Origin of the sequence: Pseudomonas sp. BF-R-30, from assembly GCF_019956175.1 — a bacterium.
Lineage (GTDB): Bacteria > Pseudomonadota > Gammaproteobacteria > Pseudomonadales > Pseudomonadaceae > Aquipseudomonas > Aquipseudomonas jessenii.
This window is the reverse complement of sequence record NZ_JAHBDE010000009.1, coordinates 25,114-47,691: the sequence shown is the minus strand read 5'-3', so window position 1 is coordinate 47,691 and position 22,578 is coordinate 25,114. Positions and strand designations below refer to the sequence as shown.

The window sequence follows — 22,578 nt, the reverse complement described above, 5'->3', positions numbered from 1 at the left end:
GGTTTCTCGTTTATCAAAGTTTGGTCAAGGACAGGCCGGCCCAGGTGGCAAGCAGCCCGCCGAATACGCTGAGCGCCGCATAGCCCAGGGCTAGCGGCACTTGCCCGCTTTCCAGCAGGCGCACCGTATCCAGTGAAAAGGATGAAAAAGTCGTCAGCCCCCCGAGGAAGCCAACGATCAACCCGGCACGCACCTCGATGGGCACCTCCGGGCGTATCAAAAACAGACCGTATAGAACGCCGATCAGCAAACAGCCCACGATATTAACGGCCAGCGTCGCGGTATAGAAGTGCCGCGGCCAATTCGCGTTGATCCAGTTGCCCGTGGCGAAGCGCAACAACGTGCCGGCCATCCCGCCGACGGAAACCGCAACGATCAAGGGAAGCACTATTTTCTCCGCTGCCTTGGGCTTAAACGGTCGAGTTTCGCCAGGTGATTGAGTTTTTCGCCGATCTTCAACTCCAGGCCACGGGGCACGGGCTGATAGAACGGGATCGGGTCGAGTTCTTCCGGGAAATAGTCTTCGCCAGCGGCATACGCGTCCGGCTCATCGTGGGCATAACGGTATTCATCGCCGTAGCCCAATTGTTTCATAAGCTTGGTCGGCGCGTTGCGCAGGTGCAGCGGCACTTCCAGCGAGCCGTGCTCGGCGGCGGCGCGCAATGCCGTCTTGAAGCCCATGTACACCGCGTTGCTCTTTGGCGCGCAGGCCAGATAGGTGATGGCCTGGGCCACCGCCAGCTCGCCTTCGGGGCTGCCGAGGCGCTCCTGCACTTCCCAGGCCGCCAGGCACAGGCTCAGGGCGCGGGGGTCGGCATTGCCAATGTCTTCGCTGGCCATGCGCACCACACGCCGGGCCAGGTACAAGGGGTCGCAACCGCCATCGATCATCCGTGCGAACCAGTACAAGGCGCCGTCGGGGTTGGAGCCGCGCACCGATTTATGCAGCGCGGAAATCTGGTCGTAGAACGCTTCGCCGCCCTTGTCGAACCGCCGGCGGGTATCGCCGAGCAGGCTTTGCAGCAGGTCGGTGCCGATTTCGCTGTTGTCTTCTGCCAGGTCCGAGGCGTTTTCCAGCAGGTTGAGCAGGCGCCGACCATCGCCATCGGCGGCCGACAGCAGCATCTGGAAGCCTTCGTCGCTGAGGGTCAGGTTACGTTTACCCAGGCCACGCTCTTCGGTCAGCGCGCGCTGCACCAGTTTGCGCAGGGCCGCTTCGTCGAGGCTTTTCAGCACATAGACCCGCGCCCGCGACAGCAAGGCGTTGTTGAGTTCGAACGAGGGATTTTCCGTGGTTGCGCCGATGAAAATCAGCGTACCGTCTTCGACATAGGGCAGGAACGCATCCTGCTGGGACTTGTTGAATCGATGCACTTCGTCGACGAACAGAATGGTGCGGCGGCCGTACTGCGCGGCCTGCTGTTTGGCGATTTCCACCGCCTGACGGATCTCCTTGACCCCGGCCAGCACCGCCGAGACCGTTTCGAAGTGCGCGTCCGAGACTTCCGCGAGCAATCGCGCCAGGGTGGTTTTGCCCACGCCCGGCGGCCCCCAGAAAATCATCGAATGCAGGGCACCCTGCTCCAGCGCTTCGCGCAGGGGCTTGCCGCGAGCGAGCACGTGTTCCTGACCGACGTACTCGTCCAGATTGGCCGCACGCAGGCGGGCGGCCAATGGCTGGGCGATGGGGGTGCTGCGAAACAGATCCATGACGTACGTTTAAAACCTCGGGTTATTACGTGGTACTCAAGCCTGTCAAACATCCTGTGGCGAGGGGGCTTGCCCCCGTTCGGCTGCGGAGCAGTCGCAAAACCATTACACACGGTATGTCTGATATACCGCAGTAGCAGGTTTTAGGGCCGCTTCGCGACCCAACGGGGGCAAGCCCCCTCGCCACAAAAGCTCGCTCCCACAGGTTTTGCATCAGCCGTTTATTCCTGGATTACATCGGCACCCTTGGGGATGTCGAACTTGAACTTGGACGCAGGGATCGGCTCGTTCGCCTTCACGCCGGTGAACAGGATATTGGTGCGCTGGCCGACGCTGTCGATCAGTTGCATATCATTGACCAGGCCATTGCGGAACGACAGGCGCAGGCTGTCGAACAGGGTGTCCTTGGTCTTCGGCTTCAGGGTGAAGTCAATCACGCCGCCGGCTTCCTTGGCACTGATGTCGAAGCTCTGGCTGATCTTGGACACGTCACCGGACAACAGCAAGGCCGGGGTCTGGGTCAGGCGCTGGTCGAGGTTCTTGATGGTGGCCTGTTCCAGGTCCGGGTCCCACAAGGTGACTTTCTTGCCATCGGAGATCATGGTCTGTTCGGCCGGCGCATCGGTGTGCCAGTAGAACAGGCCCGGACGCTGCAAGGACATCTCGCCGGCGGTTTCCTGCAATTGGGTGCCTGTGCCATCAAGGGTCAGTTGCGAGAAACGTGCGGTCAGGGTCTGGGATTTTTCCAGCAGTTGGGTCAGGCGCGCCACGTCCTTGTCATCGGCGTTAGCCTGGAGCGTGGTCAAGGCCAGTACCGGCAGCAACAGCATGCGGATCAGACGCATGGGAGTCCTCATAACATTCGTGGGAGTGCGGGCGGCGCAAAAGGCGCCCCCCCTTTCATACTCGGGTCAGTCGCGCACCGGCCCCGGGGCCAGGACTTCACGCGAACCGTTGGTGTTCATGGACGTCACGACCCCGGCCATTTCCATGGCTTCGATCATGCGCGCAGCGCGGTTGTAGCCGATCTTCAGCTTGCGCTGAACCGCGGAAATGGAGGCACGACGGCTTTCCAGCACGAACTGGACCGCTTCGTCGTACAGCGCGTCGGCCTCGGGATCGTCACCGTCGCCGCCACCGCTGCTGCCTTCAAAGCCGCTGCCCGCCTCTTCGACCCCATTGAGGATGTCGTCGTTGTATTCCGGCGCACCCCGCAGCTTCCAGGCTTCCACCACACGGTGAACCTCATCGTCGGACACGAAAGCACCGTGAACACGAATCGGCAGGCTGGTACCCGGCGGCATGTAGAGCATGTCACCGTGGCCCAGCAGTTGTTCGGCGCCGCCCTGGTCGATGATGGTCCGCGAGTCGATCTTGCTCGATACCTGGAACGCCATGCGGGTCGGGATGTTGGCCTTGATCAGACCGGTGATCACATCCACCGACGGACGCTGGGTCGCAAGGATCAAGTGGATACCGGCCGCACGAGCCTTTTGCGCGATACGGGCGATCAGTTCTTCAACCTTCTTGCCGACGATCATCATCATGTCGGCGAATTCGTCGACTACGACCACGATGGTCGGCAGCTTCTGCAGCAGTGGCGCTTCGTCGTGGATGCTTTCGCGCTTGTACAGCGGATCGCTCAACGGCTCGCCGGCGTCCTGGGCTTCCTTGACCTTGGCGTTGAAGCCCGACAGGTTTCGCACCCCCATCTTGGCCATCAACTTGTAGCGTCGCTCCATCTCGGCAACGCTCCAGCGCAGGGCGTTGGCGGCGTCCTTCATGTCGGTGACAACCGGGCACAGCAGGTGCGGAATGCCTTCGTAGATCGACAGTTCCAGCATTTTCGGGTCGATCATGATCAGCTTGGCGTCTTCCGGGCCAGACTTGAACAGGATCGACAGGATCATCGCGTTCACACCCACCGACTTACCGGAACCGGTGGTACCGGCGACCAGCAAGTGCGGCATTTTCGCAAGGTCGGTGATGACCGGCTTGCCGCCGATGTCATGGCCCAGGGCCAGGGTGACCGGGGATTTGAAGTTGTCGTACTCCGGAGTCGACAACACCTCGGAGAAACGCACGATCTGCCGATCTTCGTTGGGAATCTCGATACCGACCGTGGTCTTGCCCGGAATCACTTCCACCACGCGCACGCTGGTCACGGCCAGGGAACGGGCCAGGTCTTTGGCCAGGTTGGAGATTCGGCTGACTTTTACCCCGGCCGCCGGCTGGATTTCGTAACGGGTGATCACCGGGCCCGGGTGGATCGAATCCACTGCGACTTCAACGCCGAATTCCTTGAGCTTGATTTCCAGCAAGTGGCCAACCGCAGCCAGGGATTCAGGCGAGTAATTGAGTTGTTTCTTTTCCGCCGGATCGAGAATCGAAATCGGCGGCAAGGTGCCTTCCACGGCGCTGTCGACGAACAGCGGCGCCTGCTTCTCTTTTTCGACGCGTTTGCTCGGTGCGGCGGGCTTTGGCGGCGCGGGCGCAATCACCGGCGGCACCTGCTTCTCGCGCTCGGACATGTGCTTGCTCAGGGCTTGCTCACGTTCGATCAGGCGCTCCTTGACCTTGGCCTGCTCGCGTTTGTCGGTGACGGTCGGCGCAACCACTTCATCCATACGGTCGTCGACTTCACGCAACTGGGCAACCAGCTGTTTGCGCTCGGTACGGGCCGCCCACCAGCGATTGGCGGCGCCCTGGAACAGTTCGAACAGGTCGAGGGTGATCTTGCCGGTGATGTCCATCACCTTGAACCACGACAGGTCGGTAAACACGGTCAGGCCGAACAGGAATAACGCAATGAACAACAGCGTACTGCCCTGGATATTCAGGGCGTTCCTGGCCAGTTCGCCGAGGCTTTCCCCCAGCGCACCGCCCGCACCGGCCGGCAGACCGGTCGCGGCATGAAAATGGATATGGGCCAGAGCGGCGCCCGACAGCACCAGGAACACCAGGCCGATCAGGCGCCAGGAGAACAGCCACCCGCTCCACTGCCACGGTTCGTGACGCTGGCGGAAGATCTGGTACGCCTTGATGGCCAGCAGCAACGGAAAGATGTAGGCGAAGTAACCCAGCACCATGAACAGGATATCGGCGCTGTAGGAGCCCGCTGGTCCGCCGAAGTTCTGCACGTCGTCGATCTTGCTGTTATGGCTCCAGCCCGGATCATCCTTGCCATAGGTCAACAAGGCCATCATCAGGAACAGGCACAAGGCACCGATGGCGATCAGCGCACCTTCCTTGAGTCGGTAGTGCAAGTGCTGGCGCCAGAGCGGCACGACGGCTGGTTTGGGTGCTGCGGTGGATTTCTTCAAAACGCTTCTTTTCCTGCGCCAATGGCGCGTCCATCTGGTGAATGTCTATAAAAACCGCGAAAAAACTGCCCAATCCAGGCAGGTAATAAAGTTAACACGTGTAACCGGGACTACTTTTAACACTGCACCCCTGTTTCTATAAACACGGCGCACACTGAATATATGTAACACGCAGGGCATTGTACGGGTTTGTACGCACGACGCCATGCTTGAGACCCTTGGATGCAGCATAGTCAACAGCACATGACATGCCATTCAATTTGAGCATGCATTCTCTTTGGTGACAAAGGCTTATGAGGTGTTTTTTATGAGTGAAGCGAAGCATTCCCGCCTGATTATCCTGGGCTCCGGCCCTGCCGGTTACAGCGCGGCAGTTTATGCCGCCCGCGCCAACCTCAAGCCGGTTGTCATTACCGGCATCCAGGCAGGCGGCCAGCTCACCACCACCGTCGAAGTGGATAACTGGCCAGGCGACGTTGAAGGCCTGACCGGACCGGTGCTGATGGATCGCATGCAAAAACACGCCGAACGCTTTGCCACCGAGATCGTTTACGACCACATCCATACCGCCAAGTTGCAACAACGACCGTTCGAGCTGATCGGCGATGGCGGCACCTACACCTGCGACGCCTTGATCATTGCCACCGGCGCCTCCGCGCAATACCTGGGCCTGCCGTCGGAAGAAGCGTTCGCCGGCAAAGGGGTTTCGGCGTGCGCGACCTGTGATGGATTTTTCTATCGCAATCAAGTGGTTGCCGTGGTCGGCGGCGGCAACACGGCGGTCGAGGAAGCCTTGTACCTGTCGAACATCGCCAAAGAAGTGCACCTGATCCATCGGCGCGACAAACTGCGCTCGGAGAAAATCCTCCAGGACAAACTCTTTGAAAAGGCCGCCAACGGCAATGTTCGCCTGCACTGGAACCAAAACCTGGACGAAGTGCTCGGCGATGCCAGCGGCGTGACCGGTGCCCGCCTGCGGGACAGTCACACGGGTGAAACCCGGGAGCTGCCGCTGGCCGGGGTGTTTATCGCCATCGGCCATAAACCCAACACCGACCTGTTCACAGGCCAGCTGGAAATGCGCGACGGGTATCTGCTGGTCAAGGGTGGCAGCGAAGGCGATGCCACCGCTACGGCGATTGCAGGTGTGTTTGCCGCCGGTGACGTGGCCGACCACGTTTATCGCCAGGCCGTTACATCTGCCGGTGCCGGTTGCATGGCGGCGCTGGACGCTGAAAAATACCTGGACGACATTCCAACCGTTTGAAGGCAAACTTTATGGCGGGCCAACACCCGCCACTGCCCTCCCCTTCTGCAAGCCCGGATGCCATGCTGACTTGGTTACAACGCAATACCTTGCATTTCCCTCCACTGGAAAAGGCCATGCGCGACCCCAACGGGCTGCTGGCTGCCGGTGGTGATCTGTCCGCCGATCGGCTGATCTCGGCTTATCGCCACGGCTGTTTCCCCTGGTTCTCCGAGGGCCAGCCAATCCTCTGGTGGTCTCCGGACCCGCGTACGGTGCTGTTTCCCGACGAATTGCATGTCTCGCGCAGCCTGAACAAACTGCTACGTCAGCAACGCTATCAAGTGACCTTTGACCAGGACTTCGCCGCCGTCATCCGCGCCTGTGCCGCGCCCCGGGATTACGCCGACGGCACCTGGATCACCGAGGCCATGCAGGACGCCTACATCGAACTGCACAGGCGTGGCCACGCGCACTCGGTGGAAGTGTGGGACGGGGACGAACTGGTGGGCGGACTCTACGGCCTGGCAATGGGCCAGCTGTTTTTCGGCGAGTCCATGTTCAGCCTCGCTGACAACGCCTCGAAATTCGGCTTTGCCACACTGGTGCGGCATCTGAAAGACTCGGGTTTTGTACTGATCGATTGCCAGATGCCCACCGATCACCTGCACAGTCTCGGAGCCCGGGCGATACCCCGCCATGAATTTGCCAACTATCTGGCCAGGCATCTGGACCAGCCCAATCGCGCTAGCTGGGTTTGCTGAGCGACTTTTGCGCAGGTGGCTTACACTTATTCAAAAGCATTATCCCGAGGGTTGATCATGACCGAGTTGGCGCGATTGAAGTTCTATGCCACTCAGCCGCACTCTTGCAGTTATCTGCCGGAGGAGCAGGCCACAACCCTGTTCCTCGACCCTAGCCAGCCCATGGATGTGCATGTCTATGCAGACCTGTCGGAGATGGGGTTTCGTCGCAGTGGCGATCATCTCTATCGGCCGCATTGCCAGAATTGCAATGCCTGCGTTCCGGCGCGCATTCCCGTGGGACAGTTCACGCCCAACCGGCAACAGAAACGCATCTTCAAGCGCAACGTGGATTTGCAGGTACGTCCAGCCAAGCCCGGCTTCAACGAAGAATACTTCGACCTCTACCAGCGCTATATCGAACAGCGTCACGCCGATGGCGACATGTACCCGCCGAGTCGCGACCAGTTTTCGACATTCCTGGTGCGGGACCTGCCGTTTTCAAGATTTTATGAATTTCGCCTGAATGGCCGGCTGCTGGCCGTCGCCGTCACCGATTTACTGCCGAACGGTCTTTCGGCGGTCTACACCTTCTACGAACCCTCCGAAGAGCGTCGCAGCCTTGGGCGCTATGCGATCCTGTGGCAAATCGCCGAGGCCAGGCGGCTGGGGCTGGATGCGGTCTACCTCGGCTACTGGATCAAAAACTGCAAAAAAATGAACTACAAGACTCAATATCGCCCTATCGAGTTGCTGATTAATCAGCGCTGGGTGGTTCTAAACTAGAGCCGGCCCTAAACCCCTTGGCTTAAACCCCATTTTTCGGGCACAATGCACGCCGCTTTTGCCTGGCGCAGTTGCACCGGGCCATTCATTGGACACCGAGGGCTTTACTGCATGTCGAAAGAAGACAGCTTCGAAATGGAAGGCACTGTCGTCGACACCCTGCCCAACACCATGTTTCGTGTGGAGTTGGAAAATGGGCACGTCGTAACCGCGCACATCTCCGGCAAGATGCGCAAGAACTACATCCGTATTCTTACCGGCGACAAAGTGCGCGTAGAGCTGACTCCTTATGACTTGAGCAAAGGGCGCATCACTTACCGCGCTCGATAAGGCTGGAGCGAGCTTGCTCGCGAAAAACCTGACGGTACCGCGTCAAGTCAGAGTCCCCGCATCATCATTGACGAACATCGCGAGCAAGCTCGCTCCTACAGAGATAGGGCTCACTCGCTAAGCAAGTCAATACAAAACGCCCGGCTTATGCCGGGCGTTTTTGTTTGTCTGTAATTTACCTCCCCCCTGTAGGAGCGAGCCTGCTCGCGAAAAACCCGAGGGCGCCACGTGAAACCAGACTTCCCGCGTCATCGTTAACGACCATCGCGAGCAGGCTCGCTCCTACAGACAGCGGATATGCCGATCAACAGACAGCAAAAAGGCGCCTCTCGGCGCCTTTTTGTTTTGCTTTTGAACGTCAGGCCATCTCGGCCGTGGTCTCGAACTCGAAGGTCAGCTCCCCGTCCTTGATGTCGATGTGTACCACACCGCCATGCTCGGCCAGTTCGCCAAAGAGAATCTCCTCCGCCAGCGGACGCTTGATCTTGTCCTGGATCAGGCGAGCCATTGGGCGAGCACCCATCGCCGCGTCGTAGCCACCTTCGGCCAGCCAGTTGCGGGCCGCATCGGTGACTTCCAGCAACACTCGCTTGTCTTCCAGTTGCGCCTGAAGCTCGGTAAGGAACTTGTCCACCACGCTCTTGATAACCTCATGACTGAGGCGACCAAACTGGATGATGGTGTCCAGACGGTTGCGGAATTCCGGCGTGAAGCTCTTCTTGATCACTTCCATCGCATCGGACGAGTGATCCTGATAGGTGAAACCGATCGAAGCGCGGGCTGCGGTCTCGGCACCGGCGTTGGTCGTCATGATGACGATCACGTTACGGAAATCCGCTTTGCGCCCGTTGTTATCGGTCAACGTACCGTGGTCCATGACCTGCAGCAGCAGGTTGAAGACTTCCGGATGCGCCTTTTCGATTTCATCGAGCAACAACACGCAGTGTGGCTGCTTGGTAATGGCTTCGGTGAGCAGACCGCCCTGATCGAACCCGACATAACCAGGAGGCGCACCGATCAGACGCGATACGGTGTGGCGCTCCATGTACTCGGACATGTCGAAACGAATCAACTCGACACCCAAGGCCTTGGCCAACTGACGCGCCGCTTCGGTCTTACCGACACCGGTAGGCCCTGCGAACAGGAACGAACCGACAGGCTTGTCAGGGGATTTGAGGCCGGCACGGGACAGCTTGATCGCGGTTGCCAGCGAGTCGATCGCGGCATCCTGACCGAACACGGTCAACTTCAGGTCACGCTCGAGGTTACGCAGCAGTTCCTTGTCGGAACTGGTGACGTGTTTTGGCGGAATGCGCGCGATTTTCGCGACGATGTCCTCGACTTGCGGCACTTCGATGCGCTTCACACGCTTCTCGACCGGTTGCAGGCGCTGATAGGCACCCGCCTCGTCGATGACATCGATGGCCTTGTCCGGCATATGACGGTCGTTGATGTAACGCGAGGCCAGTTCGGCAGCCGCGCGCAGGGCCTCATCACTGTATTCGATATTGTGATGGCTTTCGAAACGCCCTTTCAGACCGCGCAGAATGCCAATGGTGTCTTCCACCGAAGGCTCCGACACATCGACCTTCTGGAAGCGCCGGGCCAAGGCACGGTCCTTCTCGAAGATGCCGCGGAATTCCTGGAAGGTGGTTGAACCGATGCAACGGATATCACCCGAGGACAGCAGCGGCTTGAGCAGGTTCGAGGCATCCATGACGCCACCGGACGCGGCCCCCGCACCAATGATGGTGTGGATCTCATCGATGAACAGGATCGCCTGCGGACGTTTTTTCAGCTCATTGAGCAACGCCTTGAAGCGCTTCTCGAAATCGCCACGGTATTTGGTCCCGGCCAGCAACGCGCCGAGATCAAGAGAGTAAACCACGCTGTTGGCCAGCAGGTCCGGTACCTGGTCGTCGACAATGCGCTTGGCCAGGCCTTCGGCAATCGCGGTTTTACCCACGCCCGCCTCGCCCACCAGCAGCGGATTGTTTTTGCGCCGACGCGCCAGGATCTGCGCAACGCGCTCGACTTCCAGCTCACGCCCCACCAGCGGATCGATGCGACCCTGACGCGCGAGTTCGTTGAGGTTGCTGGCATAAGCATCCAGGGGATTGCCTGAGGAAGAAGACTCACCGCCCTCGTCGTCCTGCATATCTTGCTCACCTTCAGAGTGATCGCCATGCCCCGGCACTTTGGAAATGCCATGGGCGATGTAGTTGACGACATCTATACGGGCAACGCTCTGCTGTTTCAGCAGGAACACCGCCTGACTCTCTTGCTCACTGAAGATCGCGACCAGCACGTTGGCGCCAGTCACTTCGCGTTTGCCCGAGCTCTGTACGTGAAACACAGCACGTTGCAGTACACGCTGGAAGCCCAGGGTTGGCTGGGTTTCGCGATCCTCGTCATGCACGGGGATCAATGGCGTGGTGGAGTCGATGAACTCCTGCAGGTCATGCTTGAGTTTGTCGAGGTTTGCGCCGCACGCACGCAGAACGGTGGCGGCAGCCTCATTGTCCAATAGGGCCAGCAAGAGGTGCTCGACGGTCATGAACTCATGACGCTTCGAACGAGCTTCCTTGAAGGCAAGATTGAGGGTGACTTCGAGCTCGCGGTTTAACATAGCTTCACCTCATACCCAAGTGTCCGGCGATTAACCGTCCTTCTCGATTTCACAGAGTAGCGGATGCTGGCTTTCCCTGGCGTACTGGTTGACCTGCATGGCCTTGGTCTCGGCGATGTCGCGGGTAAACACTCCACATACTGCCCGTCCTTCTGTGTGGACGGCCAGCATGACCTTGGTCGCCAGCTCGCGATTCAGGTTAAAAAACACCTCGAGCACTTCGACGACGAAATCCATCGGTGTGTAGTCATCATTGAACAAAACCACCTTGTACATCGGCGGCGCCTGTAAAGCAGGCTTGGCCTCCTGAACAGCAATGCCTGCGGAATCGTCGTCGTGTTCCTCCGGGCGATCCTTCTGGAGAGTCGGGCGATCCTGATTGAATGTTAGTCGAATCTGGCTGATTGCATGCATGGAAAGAAAGGTTCGTCAGTTGTTCAAATACAGTGGTGGGGGCGGCTATCAGCGATTTCAACTCCGACTGCCGGGTCAGCTTGACTATCGGCAAAACGGTGTTACAACCAATAGAGCCCACAGTGGGTAAAAAAGGTCCGCGGAGTCAATCTTATTTACAGATTCGACTGCGGATGTACTGGATGATACTCCAGTGATGGAGTCTGTTGCAGAGGGAGTTGGGTATGTCAGGCGGCAAGGTCAGCGGCAAGGTCAAATGGTTCAACAATGCCAAGGGTTACGGTTTCATCAATGAGGACGGCAAGACAGAAGACCTGTTTGCCCACTACTCCGCCATCCAGATGGAAGGTTATAAAACCCTGAAAGCCGGACAAGCTGTCGTATTCGATATCATCCAGGGCCCCAAAGGCCTCCACGCGGTCAACATCGGCAACCCGGCGGGCGCTTCGAAAGCAACGGCATCCGCCCCGCAACAGACCGTTACAGTGTAAGTCCACACCGTCATAGCGCCATAAAAAAACCGCCTGACTCATCTACTTGAATCAGGCGGTTTTTGTGTGCCTGCGTTTTCTTACATGTGCGAGATCAGCGCATCACCGAAGCCGGAAGACGACACCAGTTTCGCGCCTTCCATCAGACGCTCGAAGTCATAGGTCACGGTCTTGGCGGAAATCGCTCCGTTGGTGCCCTTGATGATCAGGTCGGCCGCTTCGGTCCAGCCCATGTGGCGCAGCATCATTTCAGCCGACAGGATCAACGACCCCGGGTTGACCTGGTCCTTGCCGGCGTACTTCGGCGCCGTACCGTGGGTGGCTTCGAACATGGCGACGGTGTCGGACAGGTTGGCACCCGGCGCAATACCGATACCGCCCACTTCCGCCGCCAGGGCGTCGGAGAGGTAGTCGCCGTTCAGGTTCAGGGTCGCGATCACATCGTACTCGGCCGGGCGCAGCAGGATCTGCTGGAGCATGGCATCGGCGATGGCATCCTTGACGATGACGTTCTTGCCGGTTTTCGGGTTCTTGAACTGCATCCACGGGCCACCGTCGAGCAGGGTCGCGCCGAACTCTTCAGCCGCCACTTCGTAGGCCCATTCCTTGAAGGCACCTTCGGTGAACTTCATGATGTTGCCTTTGTGTACGATGGTCAGCGAATCGCGATCGTTGTCGACCACATATTGCAGGGCCTTGCGCGCCAGACGCTTGGTACCCTGCAGGGACACCGGCTTGACGCCGATACCGCAGTTCTCGTCGAAACGGATCTTGGTAACGCCCATTTCTTCTTTCAGGAACTTGATGACCTTGGTGGCTTCCGGCGTACCGGCCTTCCACTCGATGCCCGCATAGATGTCTTCGGAGTTCTCGCGGAAGATGGTCATGTCGACATCGCCTGGCTTCTTGACCGGGCTAGGCACGCCTTCGAACCAACGCACCGGGCGCAGGCAGACGTACAGGTCGAGTTGCTGACGCAGGGCCACGTTCAGGGAACGGATGCCGCCACCGACCGGGGTGGTCAGCGGGCCCTTGATGGAAACCACGTAATCCTTGACCGCGTCCAGGGTTTCCTGAGGCAGCCAGGTGTCCTGATCGTAAACCTGAGTCGCCTTTTCCCCGGCGTACACTTCCATCCAGGAAATCTTGCGTTCGCCACCGTAGGCCTTCTTAACAGCAGCATCGACAACCTTGATCATGACCGGGCTGATGTCGACACCAATGCCGTCGCCTTCGATGAAGGGGATGATCGGGTTATTAGGAACATTGAGAGAATGGTCTGCATTGACGGTGATTTTGTCGCCGACGGCTGGAACCTGAATCTTCTTGTAACCCATGCTGAACTCCATTGATTGGATTGAACATCTGGCTTGGTTCGAGCGTAACCCAGTTGAATCGGCGCGCAAACCCTATGTTCCATCGATCTGGCGCAAAGCCTTGCAACTTGCGCGCTACAAGCCTGAAAGCAAAGGGAAAAGCGCCAAAACCAAGCACGACGAGTGACCTTACGCCCTGCTCGCCCCTGCGACCTTTAGACCAATGGACGACATTCGTTGCATATGAACCATCGGCAGATTGCCAGCTACCTATGTATAATGCCGCCCGCTGACCACAGGGTCACGACGGCTGAAGTGCTCTACGATGAGACTTTCCGCCCGGCAAGCCGGCCTGTTATCGCAGTCCGGCTACTTGACGCCCTACTGATGCACCCAACATCACAGCAACGAAACCTCGATATTCGGCTCATGGATGACTTTGAACGAACGCGCTTACCCGGCGCCCTCGAGTTTCTGCGCACGCTTTAGCAAAGAAGAGAGAGTTAATCCGAATATGCCCACCCGCTCGAAGATCATCTATACCTTCACCGACGAAGCTCCTGCCCTCGCCACCTATTCACTGTTGCCTATCGTAGAGGCGTTCACCGCCTCGGCTGATATCGCCGTTGAAACCCGCGATATCTCTCTTGCAGGGCGCATCCTGGCCAGCTTCCCCGAGCAACTGGGTGACAAAGCCGTAGCCGACCACCTCGCCGAACTGGGCGCCCTGGCCGTTACGCCTGAAGCCAACATCATCAAATTGCCGAACATCAGCGCCTCGGTTCCGCAACTGCAAGCCGCGATCAAAGAGCTGCAAGCCCAGGGTTACGCACTGCCGGACTACCCGGAAACCGTGACCTGCGACGCCGACAAGGAAGCCAAGGCGCGTTACGACAAGATCAAGGGCAGCGCCGTGAACCCGGTCCTGCGCGAAGGCAACTCCGACCGCCGCGCACCGTTGTCGGTCAAGAACTACGCACGCAAGCACCCGCACAAAATGGGCGCTTGGGCCAAGGACTCCAAGTCCCACATCGCGCACATGAGCAACGGCGATTTCTACGGCAGCGAAAAAGCCGCCCTGATCGACGCCGCTGACGCCGTGAAAATCGAGCTGATCGCCCAAGACGGCTCCGCTACCGTCCTGAAAGAAAAGACCAGCGTACAAGCCGGTGAGATCCTCGATTGCGCGGTACTAAGCAAAAACGCCCTGCGCAGCTTCATCGCGGCTGAAATCGAAGACGCCAAGGCACAAGGCGTGCTGCTGTCGGTTCACTTGAAAGCCACCATGATGAAGGTCTCCGACCCGATCATGTTCGGCCAGATCGTTGCCGAGTTCTATAAAGACGCACTGGCCAAGCACGCTGACGTGCTGGCACAGATCGGCTTCAACCTGAACAACGGCATCGGCGACCTGTACGCTCGTATCAAGGCTTTGCCTGCCGAGCAGCAAGCGCAGATCGAAGCTGACATCCAGGCGGTCTACGCCGTTCGCCCTTCCCTGGCGATGGTCAACTCCGACAAAGGCATCACCAACCTGCACGTGCCGAGCGACGTGATCGTCGACGCCTCGATGCCGGCCATGATCCGTGACTCCGGCAAGATGTGGGGCACCGACGGCCAGTTGCACGACACCAAAGCCGTGATCCCGGATCGTTGCTACGCCACCATCTACCAGGCCGTGATCGAAGATTGCAAAGCCAACGGTGCGTTCGATCCGACCACCATGGGCAGCGTGCCGAACGTTGGCCTGATGGCGAAGAAAGCCGAAGAGTACGGCTCTCACGACAAGACTTTCCAGATCAAGGCTGACGGCGTTGTTCGCGTCACCGACAGCAAGGGCAACCTGCTGATGGAACAGGCTGTTGAAGCCGGCGACATCTTCCGCATGTGCCAGACCAAAGACGCGCCGATCCAGGACTGGGTCAAACTGGCCGTCAACCGTGCTCGCGCCAGCAGCACCCCGGCGATCTTCTGGCTGGACCCGATGCGCGCCCACGACGGCGTAGTGATCGAGAAAGTTCAGGCTTACCTGAAGGATCACGACACTGCCGGCCTGGACATCCAGATCATGGCCCCGGTCGACGCGATGAAGTCCACCCTGCAGCGCACCCGCGCAGGCAAGGACACCATCTCGGTAACGGGCAACGTACTGCGCGACTACCTGACCGACCTGTTCCCGATCATGGAACTGGGCACCAGCGCCAAGATGCTGTCGATCGTGCCGCTGATGAACGGCGGTGGCCTGTTCGAAACCGGCGCCGGCGGCTCGGCTCCGAAGCACGTTCAGCAACTGCTGGAAGAAAACTTCCTGCGCTGGGATTCGCTGGGTGAATTCCTGGCCCTGGCCGCGTCCCTGGAACACCTGGGCGTGACCTACAACAACCCCAAGGCGCTGGTTCTGGCCAAGACCCTGGACCAGGCCACCGGCCAGTTCCTGGACAACAACAAGTCGCCATCGCGCAAAGTCGGCAACATCGACAACCGCGGCAGCCACTTCTATCTGGCGCTGTACTGGGCTCAGGCCCTGGCTGCCCAGACCGAAGACGCTGCACTGCAAGCGCAGTTCGCGACCCTGGCCAAGACCCTGACCGAGAACGAGGCGACCATCGTTGCCGAACTCAACGCCGTTCAGGGCATGCCAGTGGACATCGGCGGTTACTACCACGCCGACGCCGAGCTGATCAGCAAGGCCATGCGCCCAAGCGCAACCTTCAACGCGGCTGTCGCTGCGCTGGTTTAAGGTTGTAAGGGAACATCACAAACCCCGGCCCTGTGCCGGGGTTTGTGCTTTCAGACCTTACACACACCCCATGTGGGAGCGGGCTTGCTCGCGAATGCGGTTTATCATTCAACATCGATGTTGACTGACCCACCGCTTTCGCGAGCAAGCCCGCTCCCACATTTGACTGTATTTCAACACTGAAAACCGAGGAAACCATATGGATTGGCAACCCCACATCACCGTCGCCACCATCGTCGAAGACAACGGCCGCTTCCTGATGGTCGAGGAACAAAAGCACGGACGCGTGGTGCTCAATCAGCCCGCCGGCCATCTGGACCCGAACGAAACCCTGACCGAAGCCGCCGTGCGCGAAACCCTCGAGGAAACCGGCTGGGACGTCGAACCGACCGGCGTACTGGGCATTTACCTCTACACCGCCCCGAGCAATGGCGTGACCTACCAGCGGGTCTGCTTCATCGCCAAACCACTGAAACACCACGCGGATTATCAACTGGATGACGGCATCGTCGGCGCCAAGTGGTTGACCCGTGAGGAATTAATCGAGCAGCGCGACAACTGGCGCAGCGAGCTGATCATCCGCTGCATCGACGACTATCTGGCAGGCCAACACTTCGGCCTCGAATTGATCCGTCCTTCTCTTTAGCCTTGCGGGCCTGAGCCTGCTAGAATCGCGTCCTTTTTCAAGACACTCATTGAATCCCTATGCGTGATCCAGCCCCTTCTGACACACAAAAGAAGCGCGTCATTGTCGGCATGTCCGGCGGCGTGGACTCTTCCGTTTCCGCCCTCCTGCTGATCGAGCAGGGTTATGAGGTGGAAGGCCTGTTCATGAAGAACTGGGAAGAAGACGATGGAACGGAATACTGCACCGCCATGGATGACCTGGCGGACGCCCAGGCCGTGTGCGACAAGATTGGCATCAAGCTGCACACCGCCAACTTCGCCGCCGAGTACTGGGACAACGTGTTCGAGCATTTCCTGGCCGAATACAAGGCCGGACGCACGCCGAACCCGGACATCCTGTGCAACCGCGAAATCAAGTTCAAGGCGTTCCTCGACTACGCCATGATGCTTGGCGCCGACCTGATCGCCACCGGCCACTACGTGCGTCGTCGCGACATCGATGGTCGCACCGAACTGCTCAAGGGCCTGGACCCGAACAAGGACCAGAGCTACTTCCTGCACGCCGTCGGTGGCGAACAGATCGCCAAGACCCTGTTCCCGGTCGGCGAGCTGGAAAAACCGCAAGTGCGCGCCATTGCCGAGAAGTACGAGCTGGCGACCGCGAAGAAAAAGGATTCCACCGGGATCTGCTTTATCGGCGAACGCCGCTTCAGCGACTTCCTCAAGCAATACCTGCCGGCGCAACCGGGCGAGATCAAGACCACCGAAGGCGAAGTCATCGGCCGTCACCACGGCTTGATGTACCACACCATCGGCCAGCGTCAGGGCCTGGGCATCGGCGGCCTGAAAGACGCCGGCGACGAGCCGTGGTATGTGCTGATCAAAGACCTGGAACACAACGAACTGATCGTTGGCCAGGGCAATGATCACCCTTACCTGTTCTCCCGCGCCCTGCTCGCCTCGGACATCTATTGGGTCAACCCGATCGATTTGACCGAGCCGCGCAAACTGACCGCCAAGGTGCGTTATCGCCAGAGCGACCAGCCCTGCACCCTGGAAAAAACCGCCACCGGATATCGCGCGACCTTCGATGATCCGCAACGCGCCGTCACTCCGGGCCAGTCCGTGGTGTTCTATGACGGTGAAATCTGCCTAGGCGGCGGCGTGATTGAAGTAGCCGAGCCGTGGACGAGCAAGGGCCAGGCCCTATGAACCCGATTCAGGAGCAACTGACGGCACTGGGCGGGGTGTTTCTCGCCGCGGTGCTGGTGGACAGGATCGCCAAGACCGGCCAGACCAACGAAGCCGGCCTGAGCTGCATGCTCGGCAGCCTGCTGATCCGCGACCCCAAGGACACGCTGGAAGTCTATGGTGGCGACGACATCAACCTGCGCGAAGGCTACCGCGCGCTGATCGGTGCCCTCGAACGCGACCCAAGTGCCCTGCAGCGCGAGCCACTGCGTTATGCCCTGGCCATGCTCGGCCTTGAGCGTCAACTGGCCAAACGCGGCGACATGCTCGACGTGATCGGCAAACGCCTGCCGCAGATTCAGTCCCAGGTCGAACACTTCGGCCCGGCCCACGAAAACGTGATCGCCGCCTGCGGTGCGCTGTATCAGGACACCCTGAGCACGCTGCGCCAGCGCATTCAGGTGCACGGCGACATGCGCAACCTGCAACAACCGAGCAACGCCTCGAAAATTCGCGCCCTGCTGCTGGCCGGCATTCGCTCAGCACGCCTGTGGCGGCAATTGGGCGGTCATCGCTGGCAACTGGTGATCAGCCGCCGCAAATTGCTCAAAGAGCTTTACCCCTTGATGCGTAACGAATAACCCGCATCGACAGAACCGAACTCAGCAATACGCGTAATACGCCGGTCAGTTGGCGACGGACCGGCGGATTTTTTCATGTATGATACGCGCCCCATTTCGTTGCCCGACTGTCCGAGAACACCCCATGCAGCTTTCTTCGCTCACTGCGGTTTCCCCTGTTGACGGCCGCTACGCCGGCAAAACCCAGGCCCTGCGCCCAATTTTCAGCGAGTACGGCCTGATCCGTGCCCGCGTTCTGGTTGAAGTGCGCTGGCTCCAGCGCCTGGCCGCTCACCCTGCCATCAGTGAAGTGCCGGCGTTCTCCGCCGAAGCCAACGCTGTGCTCAACACCCTGGCGGAAAACTTCTCTCTGGAGCACGCCGAGCGCGTCAAAGAGATCGAGCGCACCACCAACCACGACGTCAAGGCCATCGAGTACCTGCTCAAAGAGCAAGCGGCCAAGTTGCCGGAGCTGGCCAAGGTCAGTGAATTCATCCACTTTGCCTGCACCAGCGAGGACATCAACAACCTGTCCCACGCCCTGATGCTGCGCGAAGGCCGTGATGACGTGATGCTGCCGCTGATGCGCCAGACTGCCAACGCCATCCGCGAACTGGCCATCCGTTTCGCCGACGTGCCGATGCTGTCGCGCACCCACGGTCAGCCGGCCTCGCCGACCACCCTGGGCAAAGAGCTGGCGAACGTGGTTTACCGCCTGGAGCGCCAGATCGCTCAAGTCGCTGCCGTTCCGCTGCTGGGCAAGATCAACGGCGCTGTCGGCAACTACAACGCCCACCTGTCGGCCTACCCTGAGATCGACTGGGAAGCCAACGCCCGCGCCTTCATCGAAGACGAGCTGGGCCTGGGCTTCAACCCGTACACCACGCAGATCGAACCGCACGACTACATTGCCGAGCTGTTCGACGCGATCGCCCGCTTCAACACCATCCTGATCGACTTCGACCGCGACATCTGGGGCTACATCTCCCTGGGTTATTTCAAACAGCGCACCATCGCTGGCGAAATCGGTTCGTCGACCATGCCGCACAAGGTCAACCCGATCGACTTCGAAAACTCCGAAGGCAACCTGGGTATCGCCAACGCACTGTTCCAGCACCTGGCGAGCAAACTGCCGATCTCCCGCTGGCAGCGCGACCTGACCGACTCCACCGTACTGCGCAACCTCGGTGTCGGCTTCGCCCACAGCGTGATCGCTTACGAAGCCAGCCTCAAGGGCATCAGCAAGCTTGAGCTCAACGAGCAGAAGATTGCCGCCGACCTGGACGCCTGCTGGGAAGTACTGGCCGAGCCGATCCAGACCGTGATGCGTCGCTACAACATCGAAAACCCGTACGAAAAGCTGAAAGAACTGACCCGCGGCAAGGGCATCAGCCCAGAAGCGCTGCAGACTTTCATCGACGGCCTGGACATGCCAGCCGCCGCCAAGGCCGAGCTGAAATTGCTCACCCCGGCGAACTACATCGGCAACGCTGTAGAACAAGCCAAACGCATCTGATCGACCGCTAGACCCTTTATAAGACGCCCGGCCGCGCCGGGCGTTTTTATTCCCGTCTGAAAAGTGCATTTTTTCAATAGGTTACACATGAATCCTGATATTCCTCTTCAACTTCTGGGCGGCATCACGGCACGGGAATTCCTGCGCGACTACTGGCAGAAAAAGCCGCTGCTGATCCGTCAGGCCATTCCTGATTTCGAAAGCCCGATCGACGCCGACGAACTGGCCGGCCTGGCGCTGGAAGAAGAAGTCGAATCGCGACTGATCATCGAGAATGGCGAGCGCCCATGGGAACTGCGTCGCGGCCCGTTCGCCGAAGATGAATTCAGCAAGCTGCCTGAAACTGACTGGACCCTGCTGGTTCAAGCCGTGGATCAGTTCGTCCCGGAAGTCAGCGAACTGCTGGAAAATTTCCGCTTTCTGCCGAGCTGGCGCATCGACGACGTGATGATCAGCTACGCCGCACCGGGTGGCAGCGTTGGTCCGCACTTCGACAACTACGACGTGTTCCTGCTGCAAGGCCACGGCAAGCGCAACTGGAAGATCGGCCAGATGTGCAACACCGAGAGCCCGATGCTGGCCCACGCCGACCTGCGCATCCTCTCCGAATTCGAAGCCACCGATGAATGGGTGCTGGAACCGGGCGACATGCTCTACCTGCCACCGCGCCTGGCCCATTGCGGCGTTGCCGTTGATGAATGCATGACCTACTCGGTCGGCTTCCGTGCACCGAGCGCCGCTGAAGTGCTGACCCACTTCACCGACTTCCTCAGCCAGTTCCTGTCGGACGAAGAACGCTACACCGACGCCGACGCCTTGCCGACCGCCGATCCTCACCAGATCCAGCGCGACGCACTCGACCGCCTCAAAGGCCTGCTGGCCGAGCACATGAGCGACGAGCGCCTGCTGCTGACCTGGTTCGGCCAGTTCATGACCGAGCCACGCTACCCGGAACTGGTGGTGGGCCCGGAAGACGTCGAAGAAGAGGACTTCATGTCCGCCCTGGAACAAGGCGCGATCCTGATTCGCAACCCGAGCGCACGCCTGGCGTGGTCTGAAGTCGATGACGACCTGCTGCTGTTCGCCAGCGGCCAGAGCCGTTACCTGCCGGGCAAACTGCGCGAATTGTTGAAGATGATCTGCGCCGCCGACGCGCTGCACGCCGACAACCTTGGCGACTGGCTGAGCGACGAAGACGGTCGCGGGCTGCTGTGTGAACTGGTCAAGCAAGGAAGCCTGGGGTTTGCCGATGAATAAGATTCACGTACGTGTCGCAGACTGGCAGAAGGACAACGCCGAGATCCGGCGCATTCGTGAGACGGTGTTCGTCGCCGAGCAATCCGTTCCGCCCGAGCTGGAATGGGATGCCGATGATGTAACGGCCGTGCATTTCCTCGCCCTCGAAGGCGACTTTCCGATTGGCACCGCCCGCCTGCTGCCTGACGGTCACGTCGGCCGGGTATCGGTACTCAAGGACTGGCGCGGCCTGAAAGTCGGCGATGCGCTGATGCACGCAGTGATTGGTGAAGCCGAAGAGCGCGGGCTGAAGCAGCAGATGCTCAGCGCCCAGGTACAAGCCACGGCGTTCTATGAACGGCTGGGCTTTCACATGGTCAGTGAGGAGTTCCTGGAAGCCGGGATTCCGCACGTGGACATGGTTCGCCATTCGGCATAAGGCCCAGGTGCCGCCATCGCGAGCAAGCTCGCTCCCACATTGGATTTGTGAGTTGCTGAAGATTTCAGCAACACCATCGATCCCTGTGGGAGCGAGCTTGCTCGCGATTAGGCCCGACGAAACACCACAAAACGCCCCGCCATCTCCAGATGCCGGGGCGTTTTGCTGTCTACGATTCAACTTACCCCACCCCGGGCCGACAAACTGTAGGAGCGAGCCTGCTCGCGATGGTCTTGAGAGCGCCGCGGGGGTGTCAGACTTCCAGCATTATCGTTCACGCCCATCGCGAGCAAGCTCGCTCCTACAAACCCCGGGCCGACAAAGTGGCAATATCAAGCCTTTAGAACGCGGAGATAACGGACATGTCCCTACGCACCCTGCTCACCACCCTACTGCTCGGCTGCAGTTTTTCGGTGCTGGCTGCCACAGAAATCATCCCCCTCAAATACCACACCAGTGCCGACCTGCTGCCGGTGGCGCAGGATTTCGTCGGCAAGGACGGACAGGTCAGCGCCTACGGCAATCAATTGATCGCCAACGCCGATCAACGCAAGATCGACGAACTTAAAGCCCTTCTTTCCCAACTCGACACCGCACCCAAGCGCTTGCTGATCACCGTCGACACCAGCGACAACAACTTCCAGGGTGACCAGGGTTATTCGGTGAACGGCGCCAAGCCAAGCCAGACCCGCATCATCAACTACACCACCGACAGTCGTGACGGCGGCATTCAGCAGGTGCAGGCCAGCGAAGGCACACCGGCGCTGATCCAGGTCGGCCAGAGCGTGCCGCTGACCAGCTCGCAGACCGATTCCTACGGCGACCTGCGCAGCCAGACCGAATACCGCAACGTCACCCAGGGCTTCTACGTCACCGCAAACGTCACCGGCGACATCGTCCACCTGTCGATCAGTACCAACCGTGACCGCATGAGCCAGGAACGTCCAGATGTAGTGAACGTACAAAGCACCGACACAACCGTCACCGGCCACCTCGGCGAGTGGATCCTGCTGGCCGGGGTCAACGGCCAGACCCAGGCCGACAAACAGGGCCTGACCCGCAGCTACTCGACCCAGAGCCGCAACGACATGACTTTGCGGGTGAAAGTCGACACCTTGGACTAAAGCACCAAAAACTGACTGACTAGTCGTATTAGACCAAAGATGTAGTGCCTTAAAAAAAGCACTACAAAACGTTTGACGAGCCAAAAAAGCGAAGGCA

21 protein-coding genes are annotated in these 22,578 nt (G+C 59.5%); 14 read left to right on the top strand and 7 right to left on the bottom strand.

Going from position 1 to position 22,578, the window contains the following annotated elements; all coding sequences use genetic code 11:
- Positions 1-13: 13 nt before the first annotated feature.
- The 4 genes from crcB to KGB20_RS06055 all read right to left on the bottom strand — a co-directional run bounded on the left by crcB (position 14) and on the right by KGB20_RS06055 (position 5,033).
- Positions 14-388: a fluoride efflux transporter CrcB gene (crcB, locus tag KGB20_RS06070; RefSeq protein ID WP_056723806.1), complete on the bottom strand. Its 375-nt coding sequence runs from the start codon at positions 386-388 to the stop codon at positions 14-16.
- On the bottom strand, positions 388-1,710 hold the full coding sequence (locus KGB20_RS06065) for a replication-associated recombination protein A (protein ID WP_223532153.1): 1,323 nt from the start codon (positions 1,708-1,710) through the stop codon (positions 388-390). Before KGB20_RS06065 ends, crcB begins: the two co-directional genes overlap by 1 nt.
- A 221-nt stretch (positions 1,711-1,931) precedes the next feature.
- A complete protein-coding gene (lolA, locus tag KGB20_RS06060) occupies positions 1,932-2,555 on the bottom strand; it encodes an outer membrane lipoprotein chaperone LolA (protein WP_008049385.1) in 624 nt (207 codons plus the stop codon).
- A gap of 66 nt (positions 2,556-2,621) precedes the next feature.
- Positions 2,622-5,033, bottom strand: coding sequence for a DNA translocase FtsK (locus tag KGB20_RS06055; RefSeq protein WP_057714172.1), 2,412 nt, complete (start codon positions 5,031-5,033; stop codon positions 2,622-2,624).
- 307 nt (positions 5,034-5,340) lie between these two features.
- Here KGB20_RS06055 and trxB point away from each other — a divergent pair, with 307 nt between their 5' ends.
- The 4 genes from trxB to infA all read left to right on the top strand — a co-directional run bounded on the left by trxB (position 5,341) and on the right by infA (position 8,138).
- Entirely contained in the window at positions 5,341-6,300 is a 960-nt protein-coding gene (gene trxB / locus KGB20_RS06050) for a thioredoxin-disulfide reductase (RefSeq protein WP_057714171.1), read from the top strand.
- 62 nt (positions 6,301-6,362) lie between these two features.
- The gene (aat, locus tag KGB20_RS06045) at positions 6,363-7,043 is read left to right on the top strand and encodes a leucyl/phenylalanyl-tRNA--protein transferase (RefSeq protein WP_057714170.1); all 681 of its coding nucleotides are present in this window, start codon (positions 6,363-6,365) and stop codon (positions 7,041-7,043) included.
- Positions 7,044-7,100: 57 nt separating this feature from the next.
- Positions 7,101-7,808 (top strand): arginyltransferase, encoded by a 708-nt coding sequence (locus KGB20_RS06040; RefSeq protein WP_057714169.1) that lies wholly within the window; start codon positions 7,101-7,103, stop codon positions 7,806-7,808.
- Positions 7,809-7,919: 111 nt separating this feature from the next.
- Positions 7,920-8,138: a translation initiation factor IF-1 gene (gene infA, locus KGB20_RS06035; RefSeq protein ID WP_002553999.1), complete on the top strand. Its 219-nt coding sequence runs from the start codon at positions 7,920-7,922 to the stop codon at positions 8,136-8,138.
- A gap of 358 nt (positions 8,139-8,496) precedes the next feature.
- Here infA and clpA read toward each other — a convergent pair whose 3' ends face one another.
- Both clpA and clpS read right to left on the bottom strand, forming a co-directional pair.
- Positions 8,497-10,767 (bottom strand): ATP-dependent Clp protease ATP-binding subunit ClpA, encoded by a 2,271-nt coding sequence (gene clpA / locus KGB20_RS06030; protein WP_057714168.1) that lies wholly within the window; start codon positions 10,765-10,767, stop codon positions 8,497-8,499.
- A 30-nt stretch (positions 10,768-10,797) separates the two neighbouring features.
- Complete coding sequence (gene clpS / locus KGB20_RS06025; protein WP_020799529.1) at positions 10,798-11,181, bottom strand: ATP-dependent Clp protease adapter ClpS; 384 nt, start codon at positions 11,179-11,181, stop codon at positions 10,798-10,800.
- A 224-nt stretch (positions 11,182-11,405) separates the two neighbouring features.
- On the opposite strand from clpS, the gene cspD reads away from it, so the two are divergent.
- The gene (gene cspD / locus KGB20_RS06020) at positions 11,406-11,672 is read left to right on the top strand and encodes a cold shock domain-containing protein CspD (RefSeq protein WP_150812623.1); all 267 of its coding nucleotides are present in this window, start codon (positions 11,406-11,408) and stop codon (positions 11,670-11,672) included.
- Between the two features lie 80 nt (positions 11,673-11,752).
- On the opposite strand, the gene icd is transcribed toward cspD, so the two are convergent.
- Positions 11,753-13,009 carry an NADP-dependent isocitrate dehydrogenase gene (icd, locus tag KGB20_RS06015; RefSeq protein WP_007972065.1) on the bottom strand — a complete coding sequence of 419 codons (1,257 nt, stop codon included), beginning with the start codon at positions 13,007-13,009 and terminating at the stop codon, positions 11,753-11,755.
- On the opposite strand from icd, the gene KGB20_RS06010 reads away from it, so the two are divergent.
- From KGB20_RS06010 to KGB20_RS05970, 9 genes are all read left to right on the top strand, one after another.
- A complete protein-coding gene (locus KGB20_RS06010; RefSeq protein ID WP_167362871.1) occupies positions 13,008-13,175 on the top strand; it encodes a hypothetical protein in 168 nt (55 codons plus the stop codon). The two genes, icd and KGB20_RS06010, sit on opposite strands and share 2 nt — an antisense overlap.
- Positions 13,176-13,502: 327 nt before the next feature.
- The gene (locus tag KGB20_RS06005; protein ID WP_223532151.1) at positions 13,503-15,728 is read left to right on the top strand and encodes an NADP-dependent isocitrate dehydrogenase; all 2,226 of its coding nucleotides are present in this window, start codon (positions 13,503-13,505) and stop codon (positions 15,726-15,728) included.
- Between the two features lie 199 nt (positions 15,729-15,927).
- Complete coding sequence (locus KGB20_RS06000) at positions 15,928-16,374, top strand: NUDIX hydrolase (protein WP_154861345.1); 447 nt, start codon at positions 15,928-15,930, stop codon at positions 16,372-16,374.
- Between the two features lie 59 nt (positions 16,375-16,433).
- The gene (gene mnmA, locus KGB20_RS05995) at positions 16,434-17,567 is read left to right on the top strand and encodes a tRNA 2-thiouridine(34) synthase MnmA (RefSeq protein ID WP_150812620.1); all 1,134 of its coding nucleotides are present in this window, start codon (positions 16,434-16,436) and stop codon (positions 17,565-17,567) included.
- Positions 17,564-18,187, top strand: a complete 624-nt coding sequence (gene hflD / locus KGB20_RS05990; protein ID WP_057714163.1) for a high frequency lysogenization protein HflD — start codon at positions 17,564-17,566, stop codon at positions 18,185-18,187. The genes mnmA and hflD overlap by 4 nt, the downstream gene beginning before the upstream one ends.
- Before the next feature lie 124 nt (positions 18,188-18,311).
- On the top strand, positions 18,312-19,682 hold the full coding sequence (gene purB, locus KGB20_RS05985) for an adenylosuccinate lyase (RefSeq protein WP_007972090.1): 1,371 nt from the start codon (positions 18,312-18,314) through the stop codon (positions 19,680-19,682).
- Positions 19,683-19,769: 87 nt separating this feature from the next.
- Entirely contained in the window at positions 19,770-20,939 is a 1,170-nt protein-coding gene (locus KGB20_RS05980; RefSeq protein WP_008053451.1) for a cupin domain-containing protein, read from the top strand.
- Positions 20,932-21,357, top strand: coding sequence for a GNAT family N-acetyltransferase (locus KGB20_RS05975; RefSeq protein ID WP_057714161.1), 426 nt, complete (start codon positions 20,932-20,934; stop codon positions 21,355-21,357). The genes KGB20_RS05980 and KGB20_RS05975 overlap by 8 nt, the downstream gene beginning before the upstream one ends.
- 362 nt (positions 21,358-21,719) lie before the next feature.
- Positions 21,720-22,481 carry a secretin N-terminal domain-containing protein gene (locus tag KGB20_RS05970; protein WP_154908743.1) on the top strand — a complete coding sequence of 254 codons (762 nt, stop codon included), beginning with the start codon at positions 21,720-21,722 and terminating at the stop codon, positions 22,479-22,481.
- Positions 22,482-22,578: the final 97 nt, after the last annotated feature.

Bases quoted from the DNA above. Each gene is read 5' to 3' on its own strand.
- mnmA (WP_150812620.1), top strand. From the start codon at position 16,434: ATGCGTGATCCAGCCCCTTCTGACACACAAAAGAAGCGCGTCATTGTC.
- aat (WP_057714170.1), top strand. From the start codon at position 6,363: ATGCTGACTTGGTTACAACGCAATACCTTGCATTTCCCTCCACTGGAA.
- lolA (WP_008049385.1), bottom strand. From the start codon at position 2,555: ATGCGTCTGATCCGCATGCTGTTGCTGCCGGTACTGGCCTTGACCACG.
- infA (WP_002553999.1), top strand. From the start codon at position 7,920: ATGTCGAAAGAAGACAGCTTCGAAATGGAAGGCACTGTCGTCGACACC.
- cspD (WP_150812623.1), top strand. From the start codon at position 11,406: ATGTCAGGCGGCAAGGTCAGCGGCAAGGTCAAATGGTTCAACAATGCC.
- KGB20_RS05975 (WP_057714161.1), top strand. From the start codon at position 20,932: ATGAATAAGATTCACGTACGTGTCGCAGACTGGCAGAAGGACAACGCC.
- purB (WP_007972090.1), top strand. From the start codon at position 18,312: ATGCAGCTTTCTTCGCTCACTGCGGTTTCCCCTGTTGACGGCCGCTAC.
- KGB20_RS05980 (WP_008053451.1), top strand. From the start codon at position 19,770: ATGAATCCTGATATTCCTCTTCAACTTCTGGGCGGCATCACGGCACGG.
- KGB20_RS06010 (WP_167362871.1), top strand. From the start codon at position 13,008: ATGCTGAACTCCATTGATTGGATTGAACATCTGGCTTGGTTCGAGCGT.
- icd (WP_007972065.1), bottom strand. From the start codon at position 13,009: ATGGGTTACAAGAAGATTCAGGTTCCAGCCGTCGGCGACAAAATCACC.
- KGB20_RS06065 (WP_223532153.1), bottom strand. From the start codon at position 1,710: ATGGATCTGTTTCGCAGCACCCCCATCGCCCAGCCATTGGCCGCCCGC.
- hflD (WP_057714163.1), top strand. From the start codon at position 17,564: ATGAACCCGATTCAGGAGCAACTGACGGCACTGGGCGGGGTGTTTCTC.
- KGB20_RS06000 (WP_154861345.1), top strand. From the start codon at position 15,928: ATGGATTGGCAACCCCACATCACCGTCGCCACCATCGTCGAAGACAAC.
- clpS (WP_020799529.1), bottom strand. From the start codon at position 11,181: ATGCATGCAATCAGCCAGATTCGACTAACATTCAATCAGGATCGCCCG.
- KGB20_RS06040 (WP_057714169.1), top strand. From the start codon at position 7,101: ATGACCGAGTTGGCGCGATTGAAGTTCTATGCCACTCAGCCGCACTCT.
- KGB20_RS05970 (WP_154908743.1), top strand. From the start codon at position 21,720: ATGTCCCTACGCACCCTGCTCACCACCCTACTGCTCGGCTGCAGTTTT.
- KGB20_RS06005 (WP_223532151.1), top strand. From the start codon at position 13,503: ATGCCCACCCGCTCGAAGATCATCTATACCTTCACCGACGAAGCTCCT.
- clpA (WP_057714168.1), bottom strand. From the start codon at position 10,767: ATGTTAAACCGCGAGCTCGAAGTCACCCTCAATCTTGCCTTCAAGGAA.
- trxB (WP_057714171.1), top strand. From the start codon at position 5,341: ATGAGTGAAGCGAAGCATTCCCGCCTGATTATCCTGGGCTCCGGCCCT.